Origin of the sequence: Streptomyces sp. NPDC059851 (assembly GCF_042732005.1) — a bacterium.
Classification (GTDB): domain Bacteria; phylum Actinomycetota; class Actinomycetes; order Streptomycetales; family Streptomycetaceae; genus Streptomyces.
On record NZ_JBHWJJ010000097.1, the window covers coordinates 1 to 24,230 of the forward strand.

A 24,230-nucleotide genomic window follows, 5' to 3' on the forward strand; every position below is an offset into this window, starting at 1 on the left:
GGGGGGCGGCGCGGGGCCTGGGCGCGGGGGGGGGGGGCCCGGGCCCGGGCCACGGCCATGAGGTAGGTGGGCTTGCCGTCGCGTACGTCGCCGCCGGACGGCTTGCCCGTGACGGCGGGGTCGGCGAAGAGGTCGTCGAGGTCGTCGCGCAGTTGGAACGCGAGACCGGCGCAGCGGCCGGCGCGGCACAACGCCCGAGTCACGGCCGTGCCCGCGCCTGCGAGCGCGGCCCCGAGTTCGAGGGGGCGTGCCACGGTGTACAGGGCGCTCTTGAGGTAGGCCGCGTTGAGCGCGCGGGGGACCGTCAACCGTGCGGTGGCCTGGCCGTGCACGTCGAGGTACTGCCCGGCGACCATCTCCGTCCGTGTGGTGCGCCAGAGGTTCCGGACGCGGTGCACGGCGCCGGACGGCAAGGCACCGCCGTCCAGGAGGAGGTCCGTCATGGCGTCGTCCGCCCAGGCGAACACCAGATCACCGGCGAGCACGGCCGCCGCGTCGCCCAGCCGTCGTGCCCCGCCGGCCCGAGCACCGGTGCACTGTGGCGCACCGGCGTACTGCGGGGCGCCGGCGTACTGCGGGGCGCCGGCGTACTGCCGGGCGACGGCCGCGTGGAGCGCGGGACGGCCCCGGCGCGTCGGCGCGGCGTCCATCAGGTCGTCGTGCAGGAGCGCGCAGGTCTGCAGGAGCTCCAGTGCCGCGCCGGCCTGCAGGGCCGCCCGGACCTGGTACCGGTCGCCGCCGCCGCACGCGCGCAGCGACCACCACAGCAGGCGCGGGCGGACGCGGTGTCCGCCGTGCAGGGTGAAGTCCGCGACGCGTTGGGCCAGGTCCCGGGCGAAGAGCGCCCCGAGCCCGTTCGCCTGCGCCAGCCGGCCGGCGAGCAGGCGCGCCAGGGCGGTGTGCACCGCAGCGGTGACGTCGGCGTCGACGGTCGCCGCATCGGGGTCGGCTTCGCCGGTGCGGAAGGCGTCGTCGACCGCCGCCGCACCGGGACCGCAGGCCCTTCCCGTCGGCGGCCCGGCTTCAGGCGGCAGCCGGTGCGACGGGGTGCCCGGCGGCCCTGCTGCCGCCGTGTGCCCGACCGGGGCCGTCCGCCTGCCACCCGGAGGAGGCGGCGCGTGCCGGAACGCCGCCTGGGTGGAGCTCGTCCGGGTGGAGCTCATTGTGGATCCTCTCGGCCGACGTCACGTTTCCCTCGTCAAGACAGATTCCGCGCGGGAGACCGGACCGGATGCGCCGTTCGGCTGAGAAGTTCCCGGTACGGGCGTGCGCCGTGACGACACGCCGTGCTCCGCATCCGTTCGCCCCGCCCGGCCGGAACACTGGACGACGGGTACGGCAACGGACGGCGGCCGGGAGAGCGGACCGGCAGGAGGGAGCAGCGGTCGTGGACCTGAAGGCCGACGTCGCCGTGGTGGGAGCCGGGGCGGCCGGGCTGTCCCTGCTGCTGCGGCTGGCCCGGCCGCCGGCGGGCGCCGCGCCGCTGCACACGGTGCTCCTCGCCGCGCCGCCGGGCCCGGCCCGCGCCGCCCCGCGGACCTGGTGCTTCTGGGAGCCGGGCGGCGGACCGTACGACGAGGCGCTGGCCGCGTCCTGGCAACTGCTGCGCGTACGCGGCACCGACGGCACCGCCGTGACCGCGGCCATCGAACCGCTGCGCTACAAGATGCTGCGATCCGACGCCCTGGAAGCGTTGACGGCCCGTGAGGTGGCGGCGGCCGCGTGCGTGTCACGCGTCGAGGCCGCCGTCGACCGGATCGCGCCGACACCGCACGGGGCCCTGGTCCGGGCCCGTGACGCCGACGGCGACACCGTCACCGTTCACGCGCGGTGGGTGTTCGACTCCCGTCCGCTCGCCCGTCTGCCACCCGCCCGCACGACGCTCCTGCAGCACTTCCGCGGCTGGTTCGTCCGTACGGCGCGCCCCGTTTTCGAGCCCCGCGTCGTGGAGCTGATGGACTTCCGGACGCCGCAGCCCGCACGCGGGCTCTCCTTCGGCTACGTACTACCGGTGGGCCCGCACGAGGCGCTGGTCGAGTACACCGAGTTCTCCGGCCGGGTGCTCGGCCGCGCCGAGTACGACCGGGCGCTGCGGCACTACGCGGAGCGGGTGATCGGCCTGGGCGACTACGAGGTCACCGCGTGCGAGCAGGGGGTGATCCCGATGACGGACGCCGATTTCGCCCGGCAGACCGCACCGAGCGTGTTCCGGATCGGTGCGTGCGCCGGAGCCACCCGCCCCTCGACCGGCTACACCTTCAGCGGGGTACAGCGACAGACCAGCGCCGTGGCCGCCGCGCTGCACTCCGGACGGCACCCCCTCCCACCGCGGCCGCACTCCGCCCGCGCCCGCCTGATGGACGCGGTACTGCTGCACGCGCTCCACGGCGGCCGGCTCGACGGCCCCGCCTTCTTCACCCGTCTGTTCGGGCGGGTGCCCGCACCGCTGCTGCTGAGGTTCCTGGACGGCCGGACCAGCCTGCCGGAGGACCTCGGCATCGGCGCCCACGTACCCGTAGCCGCCATGCTCGCTTCCGCCCTCACCCTGCCCTTCGCCCCGCGCCGGACCCTTCCCCTCGCCTGACCCACTGACATGGGAGCCGCACCACATGCCCCTCCTGCGTGACGCCGACCTGGCCGACGCCTTCGATCACGCGGCCCGCAGCTACGACACGCTGGTGGCCGCCAACCCCGGGTACCACGCCCACTTGCGCCGCTCCGCCCGACGGCTCGGCCTTCCACCGGACGACAGGCGGCTACGGGTGCTGGACCTGGGATGCGGCACGGGGGCGTCGACGGCCGCACTGGCAGAGGTACTGCCCCGCGCGGACATCACCGCCGTGGACGCCTCGGCGGGCATGCTCCGGCGTGCGGCCGCCAGGCCGTGGGCGAGGCCGGTGCGGTTCGTGCACGCGCCGGTGGAGCGGCTGGACGAGGCGGGGGTGAGCGGCCCGTTCGATGCGGTCTTCGCCGCGTACCTGCTGCGCAACGCCGCCGACCCGGACCTCGTGCTCGCCACCGCCCTCCGGCTGCTCGCGCCCCACGGCCGCCTGGCGGTGCACGAGTACGCGCTGAGCGGGCGGACCGCGCACCGGACCGTGTGGAACGCGGTGTGCGGCGGACTCGTGCTGCCGGTCGCCGCCCTGCTCGGCGACGGGCCGCTCTACCGGCACCTGTGGCGCAGCGTCCTCGCCTTCGACACCGCCGGCGGCTTGGGCCGGCGGGTGGAGCGGGCCGGGTTCGAGCGGGTCCGGGTGCTGCCGCTGCCCGGCTGGCAGACCGGCATCACGCACACCGTGGTCGCCCGCCGGCCGCAAACCCCGACCGACGAGGACGCGCGGTGACCGCCGGCATCCCACGGGCCCCGTCGCGGCCCGGCCGGGACCGGCTGGCGCGCCTGCTGCCCGCCCCGCCCGGAGCCGTCCGAGCGGACCCCGCCCGCCCCCCGCACGCCGCGGTGGTCGGCGGCGGCATCGCCGGGCTGACCGCGGCCACGGCGCTGACCGAGCGCGGGGTGCGGGTCACCGTGTACGAACGCGAGGCGGTGCTCGGCGGCCGGCTGGCCGGCTGGCGCACGCGGCTCGCCGACGGGAGCACGGTGACGATGAGCCGAGGCTTCCACGCGTTCTTCCGCCAGTACTACAACCTCCGCGCCCTGTTGCGCCGGACCGATCCGGCCCTGTCCCGCCTGACCGGGCTGCCCGACTACCCCCTGCGCCGTGCGGGCGGCGGCGGCGACAGCTTCCGGCACGTGCCGCGCACCCCGCCGCTGAGCGCCCTCGGCTTCGTCGCCCTGAGCCGCTCCTTCCGGGTGCGCGACCTGGCCCGCATCAACGCCCGGGCCGCGCTGCCGCTGCTCGACGTCCGGGTGCCCGACGTGTACGACCACCTCGACCGCACCAGCGCCCACGACCTCCTGGAGGCGATCCGCTTCCCGGCGGCGGCACGGCACCTCGCCTTCGAGGTCTTCTCGCGCAGCTTCTTCGCCGACCCCCGCAGACTGTCCGCGGCAGAGATGGCACTGATGTTCCACGTCTACTTCCTGGGCTCCTCCGAGGGGCTGTTGTTCGACGTTCCTGACGAGCCGTTCCCACAGGCCCTGTGGGAGCCGCTCGCCGGCTACCTGAACCGTCTCGGGGCCGAGCTGCGCACCTCGACCGCGGTCGAGTCGGTCGCGGCCCGGCCCGGCGGCGGCTTCACCGTGGCCGGCGGCGGCTCCGAGGAACACTGCGACGCGGTCGTGCTGGCCATGGACCCGCGCGGGCTGGGGGCCGTGGTGGCCCGTTCCGGGACCCTCGGTGACGGGCCGTGGCGCGAGCGGGTGGCGCGGTTGCGGCCGGCGCCGCCGTTCCTGGTCTCCCGGCTGTGGCTGGACCGGCCCGTGCGCGGCGACCGTCCCGGCTTCCTGGGCACCAGCGGATACGGCCCGCTGGACAACATCAGCGTCCTGAACCGGTGGGAGGGAGAAGCCGCCCGCTGGGCCGCCCGGACGGGCGGGTCGGTGGTGGAGCTGCACGCCTACGCCCTGCCTGGTGACACCGACCGCGAGGTGCGACAGAAGGAGCTCCTCGGGCAACTGCACCGGATCTATCCGGAGACGCGGCCGGCCCGGGTCGTGGACGCCCGCCACGAGTGGCGTGCCGACTGCCCGCTCTTCCCGGTCGGCGGGTACGACGACCGGCCCACCGTACGGACTCCCACGCCGGGCCTGGTCGTGGCGGGCGACGGCGTGCGCACCGGCCTGCCGGTCGCGTTGATGGAACGGGCGGCCACCAGCGGCTTCCTCGCCGCCAACGCCCTGCTGGGCTCCTGGGGTCTGCGCGGGCACCCGCTGTGGACGGTGCCGGACCGCGGCCGCAGCGCCGTCCTGCGGTGGGCGGCGCGTACGGTCCGCGGCCGATGAAGGCGCTGATCGCGGCGGCGGGGCCGGGTCGAAGCGCCTGCATCCCCACAGCGGGCCACGCTCATCCTGCGGGAGGTGCCGGGGCTGCGGCTGGGGCGCGGGGTGGCGAACGGGTGCGACACATCCCATGGTGGAAGAGGCGTGCTTTCGTTGCCCGCATCGAGGGCCGGTTGACTGAGGGGCGCCGATGGAACCCTACTTGATCCCGGTCGTGTTCTTGGCGGTCGCCGCCGCATTCACCCTCTCCGCCTCCGCCGGATTCGGGGGCAGCCTGATCCTCGTTCCGACCCTGGCGCTCGTACTCGGCACCAAGTCCGGTGTTGCGTTGGCGGCGCTGCTGCTCGCCTCCAACAATCTGGTCAAGGTTTTCGCGTACCGGAAGACGCTCCCGTACCGCAAGGCCCTCGTCGTCGTCGCTCTGGTCGCCGCGGGCACGTACCTGGGGGCCGCACTGCTGGTCTCCGCGCCCGAGCAGGCGGTGACCGTCGCCGTCATCGTCGGCTTCGCCGCCGCGTTCCTGCTCGAATCGCTGGACCTCAGCCGCTGGCGACGCGCGAGTTCCCCGGTGATGGCGTTCGCCGCCGGGGCGACCTCCGGTTTCAGCGGCACCTCCGGACCCCTCAAGGGGCTTGCGGTCCGCGGACTCGGCCTGGACCGCCTCCACCTCGTCGGCGCGCTCTCCTTGACCTCCCTCGTCGGTGACGCCACCAAGACCGCCGTCTGGACGGATGCCGCACTACTGACGGGCAGCGACTACCTCGTCGCTCTGGTGTGCGTGCCGCTGATGTTCATCGCCACCTTCATCGGCAGGGCGTTCAACTTCAAAATCGGCGAACGTGGTTACGCGGGACTGTTCTGGACCGTGATGGTGGGTTACACGGGGCGCTTGGTGGCGGGCCTGTGAGGGGCATGCCCGATCGGTCGGGCACGACCGGACGGCCGTCAGCGCCCCAGCCTGCGGGCGCTGACCGCCAGTCCGGCCAGTGCCGGCAGCATCCAGACCGTCAGATAGGCGAAGGCGGTGGTGGGGGAGAAAGCCGTCCAGAGGACCCCGGCCACCGCGGAGGCGGCGAGGTTGCCGAAGGCCTGGACGGCGCCGAGCAGGCCGAAGGCCGAGCCGCGCAGGTTCTCGTCGGCGAGGGCGGCGACCGCCGCGTGCTGGGCGGTCTCGACCGCGCCGATCCCGGTGCCGGCCAGGACGAACGGGACGGCCAGGAACGCCACGGCGGCAACATCGACGGCCAGGAGACCGTAGGAGACGGCGAAGCCGGCCACCCCGCCGGCGAGAACCAGTACCGGGCCGCGGCGGCCCAGCCGGTCGGCGAGCCGGCCCGCGGGTACGGAGGCCAGCGCCGCGGCGATGTTGTACCCGGTGTAGAGACCGAGGGCGATCGTCGTCGCCGTCTTCGTGCCGTACCGGGGTTCCAACAGCTCGGAGGCCCGCAGGATCAGCAGCGTCACTGCGACGTTGCCGACCTCGAAGGCCGCCACCGCCGCCATCAGCCGGCCGAGGTCCCCCCGCAGTACCGGCCTGATCCGGATCCTCAGCGGCACCGTGACCCGGCCGGCGGGGCTGGTGATCCGGCGGATCGCGTAGACGATCGCGGCCGCGGCCAGCAGACCGGGGACGACGGAGAGGGCGATGGCCCAGGTGACTCCGAGCCAGGCGACCAGTCCGAGGGCCACCAGGGGGCCCAGGATCGCGCCCACGTTGTCCATCATCCGCTCGAAGCCGTAGGCGCGCCCGTACGCCCCCGGGGGGACGATGTCAGCGAGGAGGGCGTTGCGGGAGGGGACGCGCAGTCCCCGGGCGACCCAGGCCCCGGCCCGCAGCAGGCCGACCTGCCAGACGGTGGTGGCGGCGGCGGTGGCGGCGCCGAGCACGGCTGTGGCCGTATAGCCGCCGACGGCGACCTTGCGGCGCCGGGACGGATCGTCCGCCAGCGCGCCCCCGCCGAACCTGGCCGCGCCGGCCAAGGCGTCGGAAATCCCTTCGATCGCGCCCAGGGCCATCGCCGGGGCCCCGAGGGACGTGAGCAGCGAGGGCAGCAGGGCGGTGGGGATCTCGTGGCCGACGTCGGCGAGGAGGCTGGCGGAGCCGATGCCCTTGACGCCCGGGGTGAGCCAGCGGTTCCCGTCGGGGGCGCTGCCGCCGGGCAGCACGGACTCGCTCATGTCCGGCAGTCTGCCCGGTCCTGGCCGATGCGCCGTGACCTCGGCCCCTGCCGCGTGTCAGCGGGTCCGCCGTCGAGTGCAAGCCTGCCGCCCCGGGCGGCAGCCGGCTGTGAGCGTCGTCTGCCGGCGAGACGCCAAAGCGACGTGACTTCCGAAGCCCGGGCGGCGTGGAGGGGATCAGTGGTGTCCCCGGGTGTCGCGGCCTGGTGTCCAGCCCGCGGGGCGGGCGGGAGGGCTCGGCCCCCTACCCGCCGCGGCTCATCACCCCTCCGGTGAGTCCGTGTGACTTTCCGGGCCGGCGCGTGGCGGCCTTCCGGGCCTACGGGCCCGGTCTCAGCGCCAGATCGTCTGGACGGAATCGAACTGCACCCAGGTGATCGGGTTCCCGCCGTTGCCGCCGTAGATGGTCAGGGAGCCGACGGTGTTGACCTCGAAACGGCAGGCGTTGATGCCCTGGCTGTTGTTGCGCGGGGCGGTGGCGCGTACCAGGGCGGTGGGGCGCAGTCCGGTCGGCAGGGTGGCGATCTTCGTGTCGCTGGCGAGGTTGCAGGTCACCGAGCCGCGCGCCTGGAGGAATACCGTACCGGCGATGGTGATCAGCCGGACCTGGGGAGTCGCCCCCGTCTGGGCGGCGACACCGGGTTCGAGGACGAGATCGGTCCACGGTTGTGCCTCGACCCCGCCGGCGGCGACGGCCGGGGTGGCGGCCAGCAGGTTCGTGGCGGCCAGCGTGGCGGGCAGGGCGAGCGCGGCACCGAGGACACGGCGGCGGTTGTGGGACATGGGGGATCGGTCTCCTTGGCCTTGCGGAAGGTGGCGACGGGGGAAGGGGGAGGGGGAAGCAGTGGGGGAGGGAGGGAAAAGGACGTGGTTCAGCGCCAGACGGCGCTGAAGTTGTCCAACTGGGCCCATGTGATGGGGTTCGTGGAGTGTCCGCCGTAGAGCCAGAGCTCGCGGACGGAGTTCGCCTCCGCCCGTGCGGTGCACACCCCGCCGCTGTTGTTGCGCGGCACACTGCCCTGTGCCGCCATGCTCGGCGCCAGGGCGTCGGGCAGCGTACCGATCCGGACGTCCGCGTCGAAGGTCCCCTTCACCCCGCCGCTGAGTTGCAGCACCGTCGTGCCCGCGATGCTGATCAGCCGTCCCTGCGGTGCGCGGACGTCGGCGGTCACCCCGCTCGCCAGCGGGATCGGCTGCCAGTCGGCCAACACCTTCACCCCGTCGACCTCCGGTGCTCCGGACAGCGACAGGATGGTGCAGGTCCGCGGGCCGGGCTCCTCGCCGGCGAAGCCGAAGTGCACGTGGGGCACCCCGTTCCGCACCGACACGGCCATGCCCTCGGGTTCGCGCAGTTCAAGGCCCGGAGCGGCGGTGCAGAACTGCTGGTCCAGGACGGCGCCGGTGGCCCAGTCCACGGCCGTCAGCCACGTGTTGCCGGGCGGCTTGAGCGTGGCTGAGTATCCGTTGCCGGCCAGCATGTACAGCACGCCGCCGAGGGAGGCGTACCCCTGGAAGGTTCCGTTCGCGTTCGGCTGGGTGATGCGGGCCAGCGGGGTAGTCCAGTCGCCGGCCCTGGCCTTGTCCAGGTCGTGGGACTCGAACGTCATGCTGCTGCTCTTGAAGCGGACGATCACCCGGTTCGTCGTGGGGTCGATGGTGCAGGTGACGTTGGTGGCGCCGGCCACGGGCCGGTACGGCTCGGCGAGCTGCGAGGAGCCGGAGCTGAGGGTCGTTCCGTTGCGGAACTCGAAGTGGGTGACGGCCGTGCCGTAGCCCTCCTTCTCCTCTTCCGGCACGTTGGTGCCCATGGGGATGGACGCCGTCTCGGTCCACAACCGCGAGACCCCGTTGTGGTGTTCGACGCCCATGGACACGCCGTGGCCGAAGCCCCGCAGGTACATGTGCCCGGTGATGGCACCCGCCTGGTCGAGGCGGGTCACGGCCAGGTCGCCGGCGTACGACCGTTGCCCGCCGGTCCTGGGACCCGACTCTCCCGGGAGGGTGAGCCCGCCCTCGACGACCTGGAGGACGAAGACGTCGCCGGTGACCGGGTCGATGCCGAAGGACTGCATCACCGTGGCGTTCTGCAATTTCCGCCGGTGGAGCAGTTTGCCCACCGGACCCGCTATGTCGATCTGTCCCTCGACGCTGGTGCTCAACTACGCCTCCTGCCCGGTCCGTCCGCTTGTCCATGGCTCAGGCAGCATGCCGCCGTCCTGGCCAGGGCCAGTCTTGCAGCCGGGCGAACGGGGGGAGGTCTCCGGATGATCACTTCTTGGTGACTGTCGTCTGCACATGCCGCTCTCGCGCGCCTGAGCCGTTCCTGACGCCACGTTGCACTACGGCCCTACGGCCCGGGTTCCACAGCCGATGCGGACCTCGCCGCCGCCGCGGGCGACCCGTCTCACCGCCCAGTACCCCGAGCACCTGCGCGCTGCCGCGCGGCGGCGCGTCAGGCGGGGGTGAACAGTTCCTCCTGCGCGCCGTCGATGACGAACCCGTTGTCGAAGCGGACGCGGACCGTCGCCCGGTTCTGCTGCCCGTGATGGGCGGTCCAAGCAGGTTCCAGCGCGCTGACCTGCTCCTCCAACTGCCTCCTCGACCCCGGCGGCATCTGGTGGCCGAAGTCGTCGAGGAGCGACTTGAGGCGTACGTACTCCTGTACTTCCTGGCTTTGCGGACGATCCCGGTGCTCGTCCACCCGCTCGACGGTGCCTTCGATGCCCGAGGCGAGACTCAGGGACGGGGACGGGGACGGGGGCCCGGCGACGTCGCCGGTGCCCGCCGGAGAGCCCCCGCCCGGGGTGATCACACTGCCCAGTTCGAGGTCCGCCACCAGTTCCACCCGCTGGCCCGCCTTCAGCGCCATGAATCCCTCGTCTTTCGGTCGGTCGGGCGTCGGGTCGGTCGGGTAGCCGTCGCGCACACGTGCGAGTAGGCCCGACTGGTGCCATTATCCGGTTTCCCGTCCCCGCCGCGTGCGGCCCCGTACTCGGCCGCCGTGGAGCCGAGAAGGCGGCGAGGCGGCCGCGTACGAGGTGCCGCTGCCCCTGCTCGGTGGGGGCCGGCCTGCCCTCACCGGCGCCCCGGCGGGTCGCCCGACCGTCGGCACCGGTGTGATGTCCGGATCCTGGTCTGCGCCGCCACCGCTCGACGGCTTCCGCGGGCCGGCCTCATCCCCGACGCGGTCCTCCGGTCGACCGGTACGCGCGCCAGTCGGCGAGGCCTCCGGGGCCCATGACATCGACGTCGGTCGCCAGCTCGCTGCGCGCACGGGTGTGCAGTTCGCGTCGGGCGATGCGGGCGACGATCGCCGGGAAGAGCGGTCGCAGGGGCTGGCACCAGCGCAGCCAGGGCGGCGCGTAGACGTAGGGGGAGCGGTGCCTGATCCCGTTGGCGAGCCACTCGGCCACCTGTTCGGGAGAGCGGATCCGGCGGGCGAAGCGGGGCTGGTGGCGGCGCAGGGCCTGCAGTACGGGGTGGTCGTCGATGCTGCTGATCATGTCGGTGCCCGTCCAGTGGACGTAGGCGATGCCGACGGCGACCCCATCGGGCTCGACCTCGCCCCGCAACGCCAGCGCGAAGGACTCCACGCCGGCTTTGGAGGCACAGTAGGCGCTCATCAGGGGCGCGGACCCAAGCGCGGCGGTTGAGGCGACCTGGAGGAAGTAGCCCTGCGTGCGGGTCAGCTGGGGCAGGAAGGCCCTGGCGGTATTGGCGGATCCGGTGAGGTTGACGTCGATGACCCGCTGCCACAGGTCGGCCGGGGTGCGGTCGAAGGGCCCGCCGACGGCGATGCCGGCGTTGGCGGCGACCACGCTGGCGGGGCCCAGGTTCTCCTCCACGTGCCGGGCGGCGGCCTGCAGTGCTGCGTTGTCGGTGACGTCCGCTTCGAAGCAGATGCTCCGGTTCGGCAGGGTCGCGGCCGTTCCGCGCAGAGACGCCTCCTCGCGGCCCAGCAGTGCCACGAGCATCCCCGCGTCGGACAGGTTCCGGGCCAGCGCCGCCCCGATCCCGCGTGCGGCGCCGGTCACGACCGCGACCCGTCCTTGCAGCGGTCCGCCGGGGTGCCGGTGCCGACCGGCAGGGGAGGTGTCGCGCATTCCGTCCTCTTTCCTCCGTGTGGGCCGAGAGCTACCGACTGGGCTGCGGCGGTCGGCGGTCTGCCCTGTCAGAGGCGGCCCGTAGTCGGCAGCGAAGCACGGTCATGCACGCCGCATCGTCCCCTCCGCTCGCCCGGCAGGCGCACAACGACACGCCTCCCTGTCCAGAGGGCGATCCGACGATCACCGACGGGGCGAAGCTGCGCTTGCAGGTCGAGCGGTCTCCGGTCGCTACCTCGTACCCGTGAGCCACCCGGCGCGGCCCCGGTACGGGCGTGGTGCAGCCGGCGGGGCCGCTCAGCCGAAGTACTTCTTGAGCAGGTTCGTGTTGGGCTTGTCGGTCATGACGGGGCGGTCCCCCTTGGGGACGGTGCGGGGCTCGGCGACGGGGAGGAACTGGTTGTCGGGTTGCCCGATCGTCGTAGGGGCGTGATTGGGGTCGCCCCCCACTACGCCGCCGCTCCCGCCGTCGACGTAGTGATCGTCGCCGCTGGTGGGGGCTTGACCGTCGTCGCGGGCGCCGTTCGTGTCGACCGTCCTGACCGTTTCGCCACGGTCGCCGCGTTCGCTGAAATGCTTCAGGAGGCGGGTGTCGGTGTCGGTGTCGGTGTCGTCGTTGTCGCTGTCGGTGGTGACGGCGTTGGGGCTGGCCGCGGCGTACGCGCTGGTGGTGGCGACGGAGACGCCTCCGGCTGCGAAGGTGGCGGCGATCATGAGCGGGACGATGCGACGGGTCCTGGTGACGGCCATGAGGAGCGGGAATCCTTTGCGCGGAGGGGACGGGGGTGCGGACGAGGCCGGCGGTCTGTCGAATGCCCATGCCGTCGTCCGTGCTTCCATTGCGCCCCAGCCGCAGGGCCGGGTCACGGTCCGAGAACTCGGGACTTGACGCGTGGCCGTGCGACACCCCGACACCGCCGCTTCCACGCCGGCGGCGGCGACGCGTGCCCGGCAGGCGTGGGCACCGTCTCGGGCCGGTCCGGTGAGCGCCCGGTCCAGGACCGGCTCGGTTCCGCCCGCGGGGAGGTGGGGGCATCCTCATCCGTGGAATGACGGCGCCTGTGGGTCTGCTGTCTGGGGCTCCCGGACCGGGTGCAAGATCGACTCAGGCGGGCAGCCGTCGCTGTGCCGGCTTCCCGAACAGGAACGTACGTTCGATTCCCTCGCGCGCGGGGTGGTGTATCGAGGCACTGTCCCCGTGTGGTGATCCGCTACCGCGAACAACTCCCCGGCGCGCCCTGGGGCACGTCAGGCGGGCCAGGTTCCGAGGGCGCGGGCGAGCCGTTCATTCTGCTCGTCGGTGATGCCCTGGGCGAGCCCCGTTCCGTGCCGCGGGCTGCCGGGGTCGTCGCTCAGGAGGGTCCCGCCGAAGGGCTGCTCGTCCGGCAACCACCAGCCGAGCGGTTCCCACATGGGGTGGTCCACCAGCAGCTCCGCCACGCGCACGGCCCTCCCGGCCGGAACGCCGACCCGGACCAGTGCCCCGGCGATCACGTCGGTTGCGGGCGTCGGCCCTTCGGCGGTCACGTCGGGCGGACCCTCCAGCGCCTCCTCGTCACTCATCGCCGGCAGCAAGAGGAGCAGTCGGGCGTGGGGGTCGTGGATGCCCGGAGCCTCAAGGTCCGGAGTACGGGCGATGTGGGTCAGCTCCCGCCAAGAGAGGCCGGGGCCTTCCGGGTCTCCGCCGATCCTGGCGAGATGGCCGTGCCGTCCCCAGTCGGGGTGGGTGATGACGTACTGCGTCCCCACGCCGTAGGGACGGTTCATCACGACCGCGGTGTGCCCGTCGCCGAACGGGATCCGGATCACGGGCCAGTTGTTCTCGTCCACCAGCGCCTCGGACACGACGTCGGCGTCGGCCGGGTCCGCTCCGAACCACTCCGGGGTCGGTGGACCCTCATACTCCTCCGGGCAGCACATCCACATCAGGTAGGCGGCCCAGAACCCCGGGCGAGAAACCAGCTCCTCCCCGGCCACCAGCGGGACACCCTCAAATCCGTTGATCAGCATCTGGCAAGGCTGCCACTAGCCACTGACACGCCGCACACGGGGCGGGGTAGGTTCTTGGCGTTGTTCACGGTGCCTTGGCGGCGGCCCCGGACCGGGCCCTGGCGGACATGACGGACTCCTTCGCGGACGCGTGCACGCTGAGTAGCGCCCCGGCCAGCAGGATCGCCCCGCCGACCAACTGCGGGACCGTCACCCGCTCCCCGAGGAGGGCCCAGGCCGCCACGACTCCTACCACCGGCTCCAGCATGCTCAGGATCGACGCCTCCACGGCCCCCAGCCGCTTGGCGCCGACGAAGAAGAGCGCGATCGGCATGGCCGTCGAGACGACCGCGATGGCCACGATCGCCCCCCACCCGGACGGCGCGAAGTCGAGGTCGAACTTGCCCGTCGGCACGGCGACCGCCGCCAGCGCCGCCGCCGAGCAGGCCACGACGTAGAGGCTGAGCCGCTGCGGCCCGACCCGCTCGGACAGTCGGGTACCGAGGACCACGTAAAGGGCGTAGACCAGCGCGCATCCGAGCGCGCACAGCACCCCCAGCGCGTCGGCCTCCCCCGGCCGGCCGACCGTCAGCGCCAGCCCGGCAAGCGCCACGGCCAACGGCAGCACGAGGCGGGCCTTGGGCGCGTCGTGCCGCAGGGCCACGGATAGGACGAGGACGAACACCGGGTAGACGTAGTGCAGCAGCACGGCCAGGCCCGGCGTGATCCGTTCCAGTGCCAGCAGGTAGAGCACCGACTGTGCGGCGAAGAGGACACCCAGGAGGAAGAGGCCGCCCAAATCGCGCGACGGCAGCCGGCCCCTCTCCCGCCCGGGGATCAGCAGCGGGAGCAGGGCGCTCGTGAGCGCGAAGCGCAGGATCAGCAGGGTCATCACACCCAGGCCGGTGGCGGCGCCCCACACCGCGAGGACGGGCAGCAAGCCGAATCCCACGGCCGAGGCCACGACTGACCACGCTCCGACGGACACGGCGGAGCTCACGGTGCGCGGGGCGGACAGTCGACTCTCCCTCATATAGCTGTCAAAACAGATGAGTTGGCCTTGCACGGCTGTTAATGTCCTACCGGCCCGGACCGATGCCTGTCCAGCGGAAGCGGTTCGCCAGACCCCTTTCCGCCAACCTCTGGAGGCCCGGTGCGTATCGTCGCGGTGGTCACGTTCTCGCTCCCACTCGACTTTTCCCTCAGCAGCCTGATAGAGGACCGCGCGGCGGTCATGGAGCCGCTGCGCTCGTGCTTCCCGGGCCTTCGGGAGCACAGGCCGCCCCACGAGGCCGCGGACGTGTCCTCCGAGGAACACATCGTCCTGGACTACCCGGAGCCCAACCACGCCGCCCGCATCGAGAACGCCCTGCTCGACGGAGCGGTCCGGATCCAGGACGCCGACCTGGGCGTGGACTTCACCGTACGGGTCTACATCAGCAGCCTTTCGATCGGCTTCGCCGTCTTCGAACTGCCCCCGTGCCCCGACGACATCGACCTCCACGTGGACAAGCCGGGCCGCGGCGCACAGCTCCGCGAACTAGAGCAGCCCTACCGCAAGGCTCTGGGCCGCCAAATCCGCCAGTGGTGCGCGTGCATGCGCCGGACGCTGGGTCCGCTCGACTCCGTCGGCGTGCGGGAGGACGACGACGGGATGCTGCCTGCGGGGCGCATGCTGTGGTGGCACCGCGTCCTGCTCGAACCGGGGGAGAACGTGCCGGTCAGCGTTCGCGTCGGTGAGACCTGCACCCTCGGGGAGACCACCTGCACGGTCGGCTACCTCTTCAGCAGCATCACGGGCGCGAACGACGAATCCCTCCAGGAGTACGTCAACGGCCTGATCCTGGCCTCGCAGAACTGGCTGATCATCGACGACGCGACCCGCCTCACCTCGACCCAGCTGATGCGGATCGAGGCGGACGGTCCGCACAACCAGGCCGAGATCGACCGGCAGTACGACGAAATCCTCGACCTCACCGACAAGGCCACCTTCCGCAGTGTGATCTTCAGCGAAAGCATCCGCTACGTCTCGAACGCCCAGCTGACGGTGAAGAACGCAGTGGACCGGGCGTGGGGCATCGAGGACGAAGGGCGCACCCTCACCGAGCGGATGGCAGCCCTACGGGAGATCTTCAACCTAAGACGCGAGCGGGTGGCGAACCGGCGCGATGAGTTCCGCAACAAGGCGATCGTCGCCCTCGCCTCGCTCTCCATCCTCCAATGCGCCTTCGTCTGGTACGACTTCTACACCGAGGACAAGGTCAAGGTCGCCCCCGAGCCGCGTCCGTTCATCGCCTTCGCCGTCTTGATCGTGGTCCTCGGCGGCCTGCTACTGGTGCCCTTGGCGATCTCCCTGAAACGGCGGCTCACCGCATGGCGCAAACAGCGCCTCCGGACCGCTGCCCGCGCATCCACAACGGCACCGCGCCCGCCGGTCCTTGACATCCCGGGCCCGCGCTCAGCGGCTCAGGACGCCGACGACCGACCGGTCGGCTGACACCGCCGTTGCCGCCGGCGGAGCCGGCGGGCCGACCCGGTCCGCAACCGGGCCCGGAGGGCAGCCGAGGCGCCGGCCGCCCTCCAGCCTCCGACCGCGATGCCTTCGAGCGCCGCAAGGTCGTGGAACGCTGCTTCAACCGCCTCGAACGATGCCTGATGGCCTCGCCGCCAGGTACGACAGCCCCCCAACCCCTACCAGGTAGCCATCACCGTCGCGTCAGTGCTGACGCGGGCGTCACGCTTTGACGACAACTGCCAACATTGAGACCGCAAGTGAGCACAAAGGGGCGGGCGTTGTCAGTGTCGCGGGCGATGATGACTACTGACGTACTTCTTGTCCATGGGGGGCATGGTGCACCTGAGTCGTATCGCGGTCAGCGGGTTCCGGGCCAGTACGGAGGGCGAAATGGTCTGTCATTTGCCCGGCCGTTTCAGTGTGCTGATCGGGGCCAACGGTGCCGGAAAGACGACCCTCACGGATGCGCTCTACCTGGCTCATCCCGGTTCCCGCTTCCCGGTCCTACCGAGGTACGGATCCGCCACGCTCGCGCCAGAAGGCTCCAACCGCACCATCGAAGTGGCGTACGAGCTGGCCGACACCCTCACCGAGGAAGGGCGGCTCGGACACCAGCTGCACGCGGTCGGCCACCAACGGCTCGGTGAAGTCGCCAAGAGCTGGGGCGTCACGCTGAGCCGCAGGCTCGGCAGCGTCACCGCGAAGATCAATGCGGCGCACGGCAGCTCAATGGACTTGGACCCGTACAAACTCATCTACCTGCCGGCCTGGCGGCATCCGCTGGACGAGCTGGCCCGCCGCGAGGCGCGCATCCTGGTGGAGCTGCTCCGTGCCGAACAGCAGCGCCTGAGCGGCACCCGGAACCTGGTGGGTCTCCGGGCGCGGGCCTCCCAACTGTTGGAGAAGCTGGCCGAGGAAAGCATCATCGATGCGGTCGAGGCGCGGATTCGCGGCTACCTGACAGATCTATCGGCCGGCGTGAGTCCCCAGTGGCCGTACATACGCGGCCAGGTCATCGACGACACGTACCTGGCCCGCGTGCTGGAGCTCATGCTTGCCGTGATGGAGGGGCGCACCTACGCCCGGCCTCTGGAAGTGTCCGGGCTGGGATACGTAAACCTGTTGCACATAGCCGTGACCCTGGCGGCGATACCTGACTCCACCGAGCTTCCGCAGGATGCTGCCCGACCTCATTCGGAGGCCCCTGATCTGCCGCCCCTCACGGAGGAAGAGGCGATCCAGCAGGCGGCCCGGAACCTCGAACAGGCTCAGGCCGATGCCGAGTCGGAGGAGGACTCCTTCTTCGGTTCGAAGCCCTTCCACGCAACGGTCGTCATCGAGGAGCCCGAGGCACACCTCCATCCGCAGTTGCAGCACGCCCTCGTCCGGTACCTGCGAAGGACCGTGAAGAAGCGGCCGGAGCTACAGGTCATCCTCTCCAGCCACGCGACGGACGTCATCACGTCCTGTGCCCCGGAGGAACTCGTGGTCGTGCGCCGGACGGCACAAGGACGGGTGTGCCGCACCGTCGCCGACGTCGTGCCGGCAAAGCACCGCGACGTCACGCTGCGGAAGACTCGGCTCCATCTGGATGCGAGCCGGTCCGCCGCTCTCTTCGCGGATCGTCTCGTCCTGGTCGAGGGTGTCACTGACGCCGCTGTCGTTCGGGAGTTCGGCAGGACCTGGGCCGGTCAGGACATGCTCAAGCACGCTTTCATCGACGCACTCAGCATCGTGCACATGGGATGGAAGGTCGGACAGTGGCCGGTGCGTCTCCTGGCGACCCGGGGCAGCGAACTGTGCACCAAGCTGGCGGTCCTCGTCGACAGCGACCTGCCCTTCGAGAGCGAGGAGCCCAAGAAACCGGGATGGCTCTCCGACCACGACCCCTCGGTCGTCAACGCCTTCGTCAGTCACCCGACCTTGGAACCGTCCATTACGCAAGGCAACGAGCACTTGATCGCTGCTGCCCTGCGCGAGGTCGGCCTGGATGCGGAAGACGTGACGGCCCGGACGGTACACGAGCTGTTCCGCAGCGCGAAGAAGGGCACGAAGGAGGAGCCCGGGATCAAGGCAGGCCGGGGATCCAGCAAGAAGGGCGAGTTCGCGCTGACCTTCGCCGGTCTGCTCGCGGAGGCCAACCGGTCGGACTCTGGGGAGGTGTCCGTCGCGCCAACTGTCCCCGAGCACATGCGGCAACTCTTCGAGTTCCTGTACCCGTCCGATCCGGCAGCGGACGGCACCGCCGCGGAGGCCAGCGACCCTCTTGAGGCTCTCGACGAACCGGACTGGTTCATGGCGGACAGCGAACGGGACACGGACGACGTCCCGACTGCCGACGGCGAAAGCCTCTTCTCACCAGACGAGTTGGAAAACCTGGAGTGGGCTGATCCGACGTCGTACGAACCGGATCCCGACGCACCAGCGGCAGAGGACCTGCCTTGGGAACGTCTCCAACTTGAGCGTCCCTCACCCGGTGCCTGGCCCATGGCTGCCATACCGCGAGTGATGGACAACCATGAGTAACCATGAGCCCGGCACGCGCATCCTCACCCCCGAACAGGTCCTCGCCGCAGCGAGCCCGCACCGCCTTCTCTACATAGAGGCCTTTCCTGGTTCGGGGAAGACGACCGTGTCCAACCAGCGCTTCGGCCTGCACCGCTACGCACGTACGACCGATCACCGGGCAGTCGTGGCGGTCAGCTTCACCCGCTCGGCCACCGAGGAGATACGCAGCCGTGTGTCCCGGCAATGGGGCCCCTCGGCACTGACGTGGCCCCATCGCATCGTCACGCTCGACACGATCCTGAACGATCTCCTCGCCCACCTCCTGCGGTCCGGGATCCTCCAGTGGCCCGGAGGCCACCAGGAGCTAGAGGTGCTGGACACGTGGCGGTCCCATCTGCCCACCACCTCCACCCTCGACAAGCCGGTCCTCGCCCTGAACGACACACGGATCGTCACTGACTCCGTACGTCAAGCGAGACGGGGAAGCTACGTGAAGCCGGCCTGCTTCGCCTCGGCCGTCGGTGAAGGGCGGTGCACGCACGACAACGTACGTGAGGTACTGCAGCTCGCTCTTCGTATCGAGGCCGTCCGCGCCTCCGTGATGGCCTACTTCGCTGCGACGATCCGGTCCCTGCTCGTCGACGAGGTCTATGACGCGAACGACTTGGATCTCGAAGTCATCCGCCTTGCGGCAGACGCGGGGCTCGTCGTCACCCTGGTCGGGGACCCCTGGCAGGCTCTCTACGGCTTCCGCGGTGCCCGCCCCGAGAACGTCCCCAGCCTCCTGAGCCGGCTGGGCTTCGAGCGCAGTGAACTCCAGACCTCGTTCCGCTGGCGTGACAGTGCTGCCCAGGACTCGTTGGCACGCCAGCTGCGCCGCAAGGAGAGGGCAGTCCTTCCCGCAGGGAAGGCAGGGGACGTCGATGTCGTCCTTGCACGGCAGTGGAAACTGCTGTGGGGTGCTGACCCCCATATCCTCCCTCTGGCCGTCAGGCCCAGGACGGGCCAGTTCCAGGAAGCCGTGTGCACTCTGCTTCTGAACGAACTCGCCCAGAGCACCTTCGGCCGGCCGGCTGTCGACCTCATCGATGCCCGGACCAGCTTGGGCATCATGGAGAGCGACGCTCTCTCGGAGCTGCGTCCGTATCTGCGTAGCGCCCTTGAGCGCCTGGCGGGCCATGGCAGTCTCGCCGGACTCTGGGCCGATTTGGCGGCCACCATGCTCACCATGACGCCCGTCGAGCCGTCGGAGGGCCAGAAACGGACACCCCGGGCCGCCCTCGCCAATCTGCGGACGAGGCTGGAGGTCGCCCACGAGGGGCTGGTCCCCGGCATGACCTGCCACCAGGCGAAGGGACGGGAATGGGACCGGGTCGGGGTGAGACTGGAGCAGGTCGACACGGCCGCGCTCCGGAGAGGTCTCGACCCCACCAACGAGGCCCACCGCGCGCTCTACGTCGCGCTCACCCGGGCACGTCACCTCAGTCTCGCGGTGTAAGAGAGCGGTTCGTAACTCATTGGCCGGTTCTACCGTCACCTAGCGGGACGACGGAACTGCTCGGGCTGGTCATCGCCGTCATCGTGCTGGCCGCGAACAGCCACGTCAACGCCGCGGGTTTCGCCCTGCTGGACCAGGTCGCCGAACACACCAGCGGCAGCGTCGAGAAGGTTCTAGTCGGCCAGGGCTTCAAGAACCAGGTCGCCGTGCATGGCTACCAGATCCACATCCCGCCGCGGACAGAAGCCCGGCCGCTCTCGTCGACGCCGACCATGTGGGCCGCCTCGGGGGTCGAGGGACGACCCATCACGTCGACTGTGTCGCGACCGTCGAGCCCCGGGGGCCGGTATGCGGGAGCTGGGCGGCGTCCGGGTGGCGTCGGCGCCACTGCGCGTAGACCGGGCTGGCGGCGCACGTGTCCAGGTAACCGGCCGCCATCGTGCGCAGGATGTCGTCGCAGTGGGAGGCCAGCGGGCCGTCACGGTGCCAAGCCAGGACGTGGCGGTACCAGAGCGGGTTTCCCGTGAGGGGTCGGACGGTGACGCCGGGGGTTTGCGAGAAGGTGGCTTGGCAGAGGCTGATGGCCAGGCCCGCGCGGACCAGTTCGACCAGTTGACGTCCCTCGGCCTCGTGCGGAGCGGAGGGGCGGCGGCCGGTCAGGGCGCAGACGGAGGACCAGTACTCGCGGGTGCGGTCGCCGTCGGGCCGGGGCATCGCCCAGTCGTGATCGGCGAGTTCGGTCAGGGACACGGTCTCCTGGCCGGCCAGCGGGTGGGTCGAGGGCAGCAGGGCGAAGACGGGTTCGGTGACCAGGGGGGTGAGGACCACCCCTTCGCGCGGGGGCAGGACCTGTTCCGGGTGGTCACCGAGGACCGCCGCCTCCAGGCGGCCGGCGGCGAGGTCGTCGAGGAGCGCGACGGGGGAGTAGTGGCCGCGGGACGTCACCTCGGCCTCGGGCAGCAAGCTCCCTATGGCCAGGATGAGATGGCCGATGAGGGGGGCACCGACCGATCCGACGCGGACTCGGTCCGGGGACGCCAGGTGGCGGGCCGCGCGGGCGGTGTCTGCGAGGAGCGCGTCGATGCCCGGCAGGACGGCGTGGGCCCGGGCCAGTACCAGCTCGCCGAAGGCCGTGGGCGTGGCTCCGGCCCGCTGCCGGTCGAAGAGGGCGCCGCCGAGCATCGACTCGATGCGGCGCAACTGTGTACTGAGGCCGGGCTGGGTCATGGACAGCGCGGCGGCGGCCCGGGTGAGGCTGCCGGCCTCGGCGATCGCGCACAGTACGCGCAGGTGCCGTACCTCCAGTTCCATGTCGGGCATGTTATGGAGCGACGACAGCTTTCGGACAGGAGCAGGCCCCCATCACTCTTATGTGAAATGTCACACACCAAAGGAAGGTCATGTGCCCGTGAAAGCCATCCACCGCCCGGTGGCTCCACCCGCGCCGGCCGCCGCGCCGAGGCTGCTGGCTGTCCTGGCCGCCGCACTGCTGCTCCTCCTGTCGGTGGCACCGCCCGCCGGCGCCGCTGACAGCCCGTCGGCCTGTGCCCTGCGCGGCACCACCGGCTGGACGGACGAGGGGCACGACACGGACTACTCGTCGTTCCAGCGTCCCGTCGGGACGGTCCAGGTCGGCATGGTCTTCGTGGACTTCCCCGACGCGCGGGCCACCGAGGCCCCGGGTGAGACCTCGGCGCAGATCACGCCCGGAGCGGACTGGCTGTGGTACGCCTCGTACGGCAGGACCTGGCTCTCGATCGAGCAGCACCAGTGGTGGGCGCGCATGCCGCGCACCTCCACCGACTACGGTTTCGCGCGCGGCCTGACCCACGAGACGCACGAGGCGTACATCAAGGACGCTGTGGCGGCGGCCGATCCGTACGTGGACTTCTCCCGCTACGCCATGGTGTACGTCGTGCCGACGCGCAACGCGGCGGCGGTCTCCTTCACACCCACGTACGTGTACGAGCCCGGCACGGAGGGCGTGGTGGCCGACGGCCGCCGGATCACGTGGGCGGTGACCTTCGGCCAGGACATGTGGCACTGGGGTCCCGGGCTGGTCGCCCACGAGACCGCGCACACCTTCGGGCTGCCCGACCTCTACGCCTTCGCGGCGGCGGGCCTGCCGGGCGGCGACGCCCACCGCTTCGTCGGCGGATGGGACGTGATGGGCCTGATCGACGGCCGGGGGGCGCAGTTCTTCGCCTGGCACTCCTGGAAGCTGGGCTGGACCGGGGACGGTCAGGTCGCGTGCCGGGCCGCGAAGGGGAGCGACACCGTGTACCTCACGGCGGTCGAGTACGGCAGCGGCACCAAGATGGCGGTGATCCGTACCGGTCCCACGACCGCGTACGTCGTCGAGTCCAGGCGCGGGGTCCACGCGGACGCCGGCTCCTGCTCGACCGGCGCCCTGATCTATCGGGTCGACGCCTCCGTGCGGACCGGTCAGGGGCCGATCAGGGTGATGGACGCCAAGCCGGTCGCGACACCCGCCGTCGGCTGCCGTCCGCTGGACGACGCCCCGTTCTGGGCCGGCGAGTCGTTCACCGATGTGGCGGCCGGGGTCCGGATCGACGTGCTCGCCGCTGACGGCTACGGCGAGACCGTGCGCGTCACGAAGTCGTAGGAGCCGCATCCGCGCCGCAGTGCCCCACTGCGCACCGAGGAGCCGGGGCACTGCGCGGGGGTGGGGTCAGTGGCCGCTCCCACCCGGGTCCTTGAGCCCGATCGTGGCGTAGTCGAGCTGGCCGCCGAAGGACGTGTGACCGAAGGCGCCGGCGATGTTGGTGCCGAGCAGCAGCGGCATGCGCTCGATGACGGCGGGTGCCGTCGGGGCTTTGGCGAGGATCTCCCCGTCCAACTGCCGCCATGCCGCGTTGGCCTGGGCGGCGTCGGTCAGGTCGGCGATCTCGTCCATCCGCTTCATCGTCGCCTCGTCGCGGAAGAGCGAGTGATTGCCGCTGTTCCCCTTCTCCTTGATGTAGCGGCCGTCGAAGAGGAAGGGCAGGAAGGTGGAGCCGGAGGGATAGTCGGGGCACCAGCCGGTGTAGACGAGGTCGGTGCGGTTCTTGGTGTCACCGATGGTGTCGTAGAAGGCCGACGGGTCGACGGCGTCGATCGTGACCTTGATCCCCGCCCGGCCCAGGGACTGCTGGATCGCCTCGGCAACCCCCTTGTCCCCGTTGGAGACGGTGATGGTGGTGGTGAACCCGTCCGGCTTGCCCGCCTCCTCCAGCAGCTGCTTCGCCTTCTCCACGTCGCCCGTCGCCGGGATCCCCAGTGTGTCGGGCTGCTTGCCGCCGAAGAGCGAGCCGGGCATGAGTGCGGTGGCGGGTTCGTTGAGGGCCGGGCCGCCCGAGGCGGTCAGCACCGCTTCTCGGTCCAGGGCGTACTGCACGGCCTGCCGGACCTTGACGTCGTCGAAGGGGGCGCGGCCGGTGTGCATCTGCACCATCTCGGTGCAGTTGGTGGACTCGGCCAGCAGCCGTGCTCTGACGTCGGGCTTGGTGAGCACCTTCGGGGTGCTCTCGGGGCGCAGCTTGCCCCAGGGGACGGCAGAGGCGTCCACGCCCTCCGCTGCGATGAGCCGGTCGTCGATCTGGTTGGCCCTCAGCCCCATCACCACGACCAGCTTGTCCGGGTACGCCTTGCGGACGGCGTCCGTCGCCGGGTCCCAGTGGGGGTTGCGGACCAGTACCAGCCGCTTGTCCCGGTCGTACGACTCGATCTTGTAGGGGCCCGAGGAGAACGGGCGGTTGTCGTACTGGGGTCCCTTGTCCTGGGCCCTGGGCACCGGTGCGAAGGTGGGCAGAACGGTGGCGTTGGGGAACTCGGCGAAGGGCTTGCGGAGTTCGAAGACGATCGTGTGGTCGTCGGGGGTCTTGACCGAGTCGAGGTGCTGCCCCTGGGCGGGGCCCCGGTAGCCCTCGGCGCCGGCCAGGTAGCGCGCGGCGTAGTCCGGGCCGCCGGGTAGGTCGGGGGAGAAGGACCGCTCCACGTTGTACTTGACGTCCTGGGCAGTGATCGGAGTTCCGTCCTCGTACATGAGGCCCTTCTTGAGCTTGAAGGTCCACGTCCTGGCGCCGTTGGAGGAGACACCGAGGTCCTCGGCGAGGTCGGGGACCAGCTCACCGCCCTTCGCGCCCGGCTCCGCCTTGTACGTCACCAGCGTGCGGTAGAGCAGTCGGGTGCCGAAGTCCATGTCGCCGATCACCCAGTTGCGGGCCGGGTCGAGGTGGGTGAAGTCCTGATGGGACAGAACGGTCAGCGTCCCGCCCTTCTGGGGAGTGCCGCCGACGGTGACTCCTTCGTTGGCGAGTGCGGGGTTCTTCGAGTCCTTGTCCTGCCGACTGCTGTTGGGGTGGCTGCTGTGGGAACAGCCGGCCATGCCGAGTGTGACGGTCGCTGCCAGGGCCGCGGCGACGGCGTAGTGAGTGCGCTTGTTCATCAGTGGTCACTCCGTGAACAGTCGGGCAGCCGCACCGCCCGGGAAGCTGGAATGTGACCGATAACATAGTTATGTGAAATGGCACCCACAAT

General features: G+C 71.3%; 19 protein-coding genes. 8 read left to right on the top strand and 11 right to left on the bottom strand.

Going from position 1 to position 24,230, the window contains the following annotated elements:
• Positions 1-1,163 (bottom strand): polyprenyl synthetase family protein (locus ACFV7Q_RS27225; RefSeq protein ID WP_385432156.1); only part of this gene is annotated, 1,163 nt, incomplete at its 3' end.
• A gap of 224 nt (positions 1,164-1,387) precedes the next feature.
• Here ACFV7Q_RS27225 and ACFV7Q_RS27230 point away from each other — a divergent pair.
• The 4 genes from ACFV7Q_RS27230 to ACFV7Q_RS27245 all read left to right on the top strand — a co-directional run bounded on the left by ACFV7Q_RS27230 (position 1,388) and on the right by ACFV7Q_RS27245 (position 5,807).
• A complete protein-coding gene (locus tag ACFV7Q_RS27230) occupies positions 1,388-2,584 on the top strand; it encodes a lycopene cyclase family protein (RefSeq protein WP_385432158.1) in 1,197 nt (398 codons plus the stop codon).
• Positions 2,585-2,609: 25 nt separating this feature from the next.
• Positions 2,610-3,344, top strand: a complete 735-nt coding sequence (locus tag ACFV7Q_RS27235) for a methyltransferase domain-containing protein (RefSeq protein ID WP_385432159.1) — start codon at positions 2,610-2,612, stop codon at positions 3,342-3,344.
• Positions 3,341-4,903, top strand: a complete 1,563-nt coding sequence (locus ACFV7Q_RS27240) for an FAD-dependent oxidoreductase (RefSeq protein WP_385432161.1) — start codon at positions 3,341-3,343, stop codon at positions 4,901-4,903. Before ACFV7Q_RS27235 ends, ACFV7Q_RS27240 begins: the two co-directional genes overlap by 4 nt.
• Before the next feature lie 187 nt (positions 4,904-5,090).
• Positions 5,091-5,807, top strand: a complete 717-nt coding sequence (locus tag ACFV7Q_RS27245) for a TSUP family transporter (protein ID WP_385432163.1) — start codon at positions 5,091-5,093, stop codon at positions 5,805-5,807.
• 38 nt (positions 5,808-5,845) lie between these two features.
• Here the strand turns inward: ACFV7Q_RS27245 and ACFV7Q_RS27250 are convergent, their stop codons facing one another.
• The 8 genes from ACFV7Q_RS27250 to ACFV7Q_RS27285 all read right to left on the bottom strand — a co-directional run bounded on the left by ACFV7Q_RS27250 (position 5,846) and on the right by ACFV7Q_RS27285 (position 14,203).
• The gene (locus tag ACFV7Q_RS27250) at positions 5,846-7,078 is read right to left on the bottom strand and encodes an MFS transporter (RefSeq protein WP_385432165.1); all 1,233 of its coding nucleotides are present in this window, start codon (positions 7,076-7,078) and stop codon (positions 5,846-5,848) included.
• Positions 7,079-7,411: 333 nt separating this feature from the next.
• Positions 7,412-7,861, bottom strand: coding sequence for a hypothetical protein (locus ACFV7Q_RS27255; protein WP_385432167.1), 450 nt, complete (start codon positions 7,859-7,861; stop codon positions 7,412-7,414).
• Between the two features lie 89 nt (positions 7,862-7,950).
• Positions 7,951-9,237: a hypothetical protein gene (locus tag ACFV7Q_RS27260; protein WP_385432169.1), complete on the bottom strand. Its 1,287-nt coding sequence runs from the start codon at positions 9,235-9,237 to the stop codon at positions 7,951-7,953.
• A 293-nt stretch (positions 9,238-9,530) separates the two neighbouring features.
• Complete coding sequence (locus tag ACFV7Q_RS27265; RefSeq protein ID WP_385432171.1) at positions 9,531-9,947, bottom strand: hypothetical protein; 417 nt, start codon at positions 9,945-9,947, stop codon at positions 9,531-9,533.
• Positions 9,948-10,251: 304 nt separating this feature from the next.
• Complete coding sequence (locus ACFV7Q_RS27270) at positions 10,252-11,181, bottom strand: SDR family oxidoreductase (protein ID WP_385432173.1); 930 nt, start codon at positions 11,179-11,181, stop codon at positions 10,252-10,254.
• 297 nt (positions 11,182-11,478) lie between these two features.
• Positions 11,479-11,931 (bottom strand): hypothetical protein, encoded by a 453-nt coding sequence (locus ACFV7Q_RS27275; RefSeq protein ID WP_385432174.1) that lies wholly within the window; start codon positions 11,929-11,931, stop codon positions 11,479-11,481.
• Positions 11,932-12,429: 498 nt separating this feature from the next.
• A complete protein-coding gene (locus ACFV7Q_RS27280) occupies positions 12,430-13,191 on the bottom strand; it encodes a hypothetical protein (protein WP_385432176.1) in 762 nt (253 codons plus the stop codon).
• Positions 13,192-13,255: 64 nt separating this feature from the next.
• Positions 13,256-14,203, bottom strand: coding sequence for a DMT family transporter (locus ACFV7Q_RS27285; RefSeq protein ID WP_385432178.1), 948 nt, complete (start codon positions 14,201-14,203; stop codon positions 13,256-13,258).
• A 120-nt stretch (positions 14,204-14,323) separates the two neighbouring features.
• Here ACFV7Q_RS27285 and ACFV7Q_RS27290 point away from each other — a divergent pair, with 120 nt between their 5' ends.
• The 3 genes from ACFV7Q_RS27290 (at position 14,324) to ACFV7Q_RS27300 (ending at position 19,691) form a co-directional block, all read left to right on the top strand.
• The gene (locus ACFV7Q_RS27290; protein ID WP_385432179.1) at positions 14,324-15,667 is read left to right on the top strand and encodes a hypothetical protein; all 1,344 of its coding nucleotides are present in this window, start codon (positions 14,324-14,326) and stop codon (positions 15,665-15,667) included.
• Positions 15,668-16,018: 351 nt separating this feature from the next.
• On the top strand, positions 16,019-18,211 hold the full coding sequence (locus ACFV7Q_RS27295) for an ATP-dependent endonuclease (RefSeq protein WP_385432181.1): 2,193 nt from the start codon (positions 16,019-16,021) through the stop codon (positions 18,209-18,211).
• A complete protein-coding gene (locus ACFV7Q_RS27300; RefSeq protein ID WP_385432182.1) occupies positions 18,204-19,691 on the top strand; it encodes a UvrD-helicase domain-containing protein in 1,488 nt (495 codons plus the stop codon). The genes ACFV7Q_RS27295 and ACFV7Q_RS27300 overlap by 8 nt, the downstream gene beginning before the upstream one ends.
• Positions 19,692-19,997: 306 nt before the next feature.
• On the opposite strand, the gene ACFV7Q_RS27305 is transcribed toward ACFV7Q_RS27300, so the two are convergent.
• On the bottom strand, positions 19,998-21,002 hold the full coding sequence (locus ACFV7Q_RS27305; RefSeq protein WP_385432184.1) for a LysR family transcriptional regulator: 1,005 nt from the start codon (positions 21,000-21,002) through the stop codon (positions 19,998-20,000).
• Positions 21,003-21,108: 106 nt separating this feature from the next.
• Here ACFV7Q_RS27305 and ACFV7Q_RS27310 point away from each other — a divergent pair, with 106 nt between their 5' ends.
• On the top strand, positions 21,109-22,317 hold the full coding sequence (locus tag ACFV7Q_RS27310) for a peptidase M6 (protein WP_385432196.1): 1,209 nt from the start codon (positions 21,109-21,111) through the stop codon (positions 22,315-22,317).
• 66 nt (positions 22,318-22,383) lie between these two features.
• On the opposite strand, the gene ACFV7Q_RS27315 is transcribed toward ACFV7Q_RS27310, so the two are convergent.
• Positions 22,384-24,138 carry an ABC transporter substrate-binding protein gene (locus ACFV7Q_RS27315; RefSeq protein ID WP_385432186.1) on the bottom strand — a complete coding sequence of 585 codons (1,755 nt, stop codon included), beginning with the start codon at positions 24,136-24,138 and terminating at the stop codon, positions 22,384-22,386.
• Between the last annotated feature and the right edge of the window lie 92 nt (positions 24,139-24,230).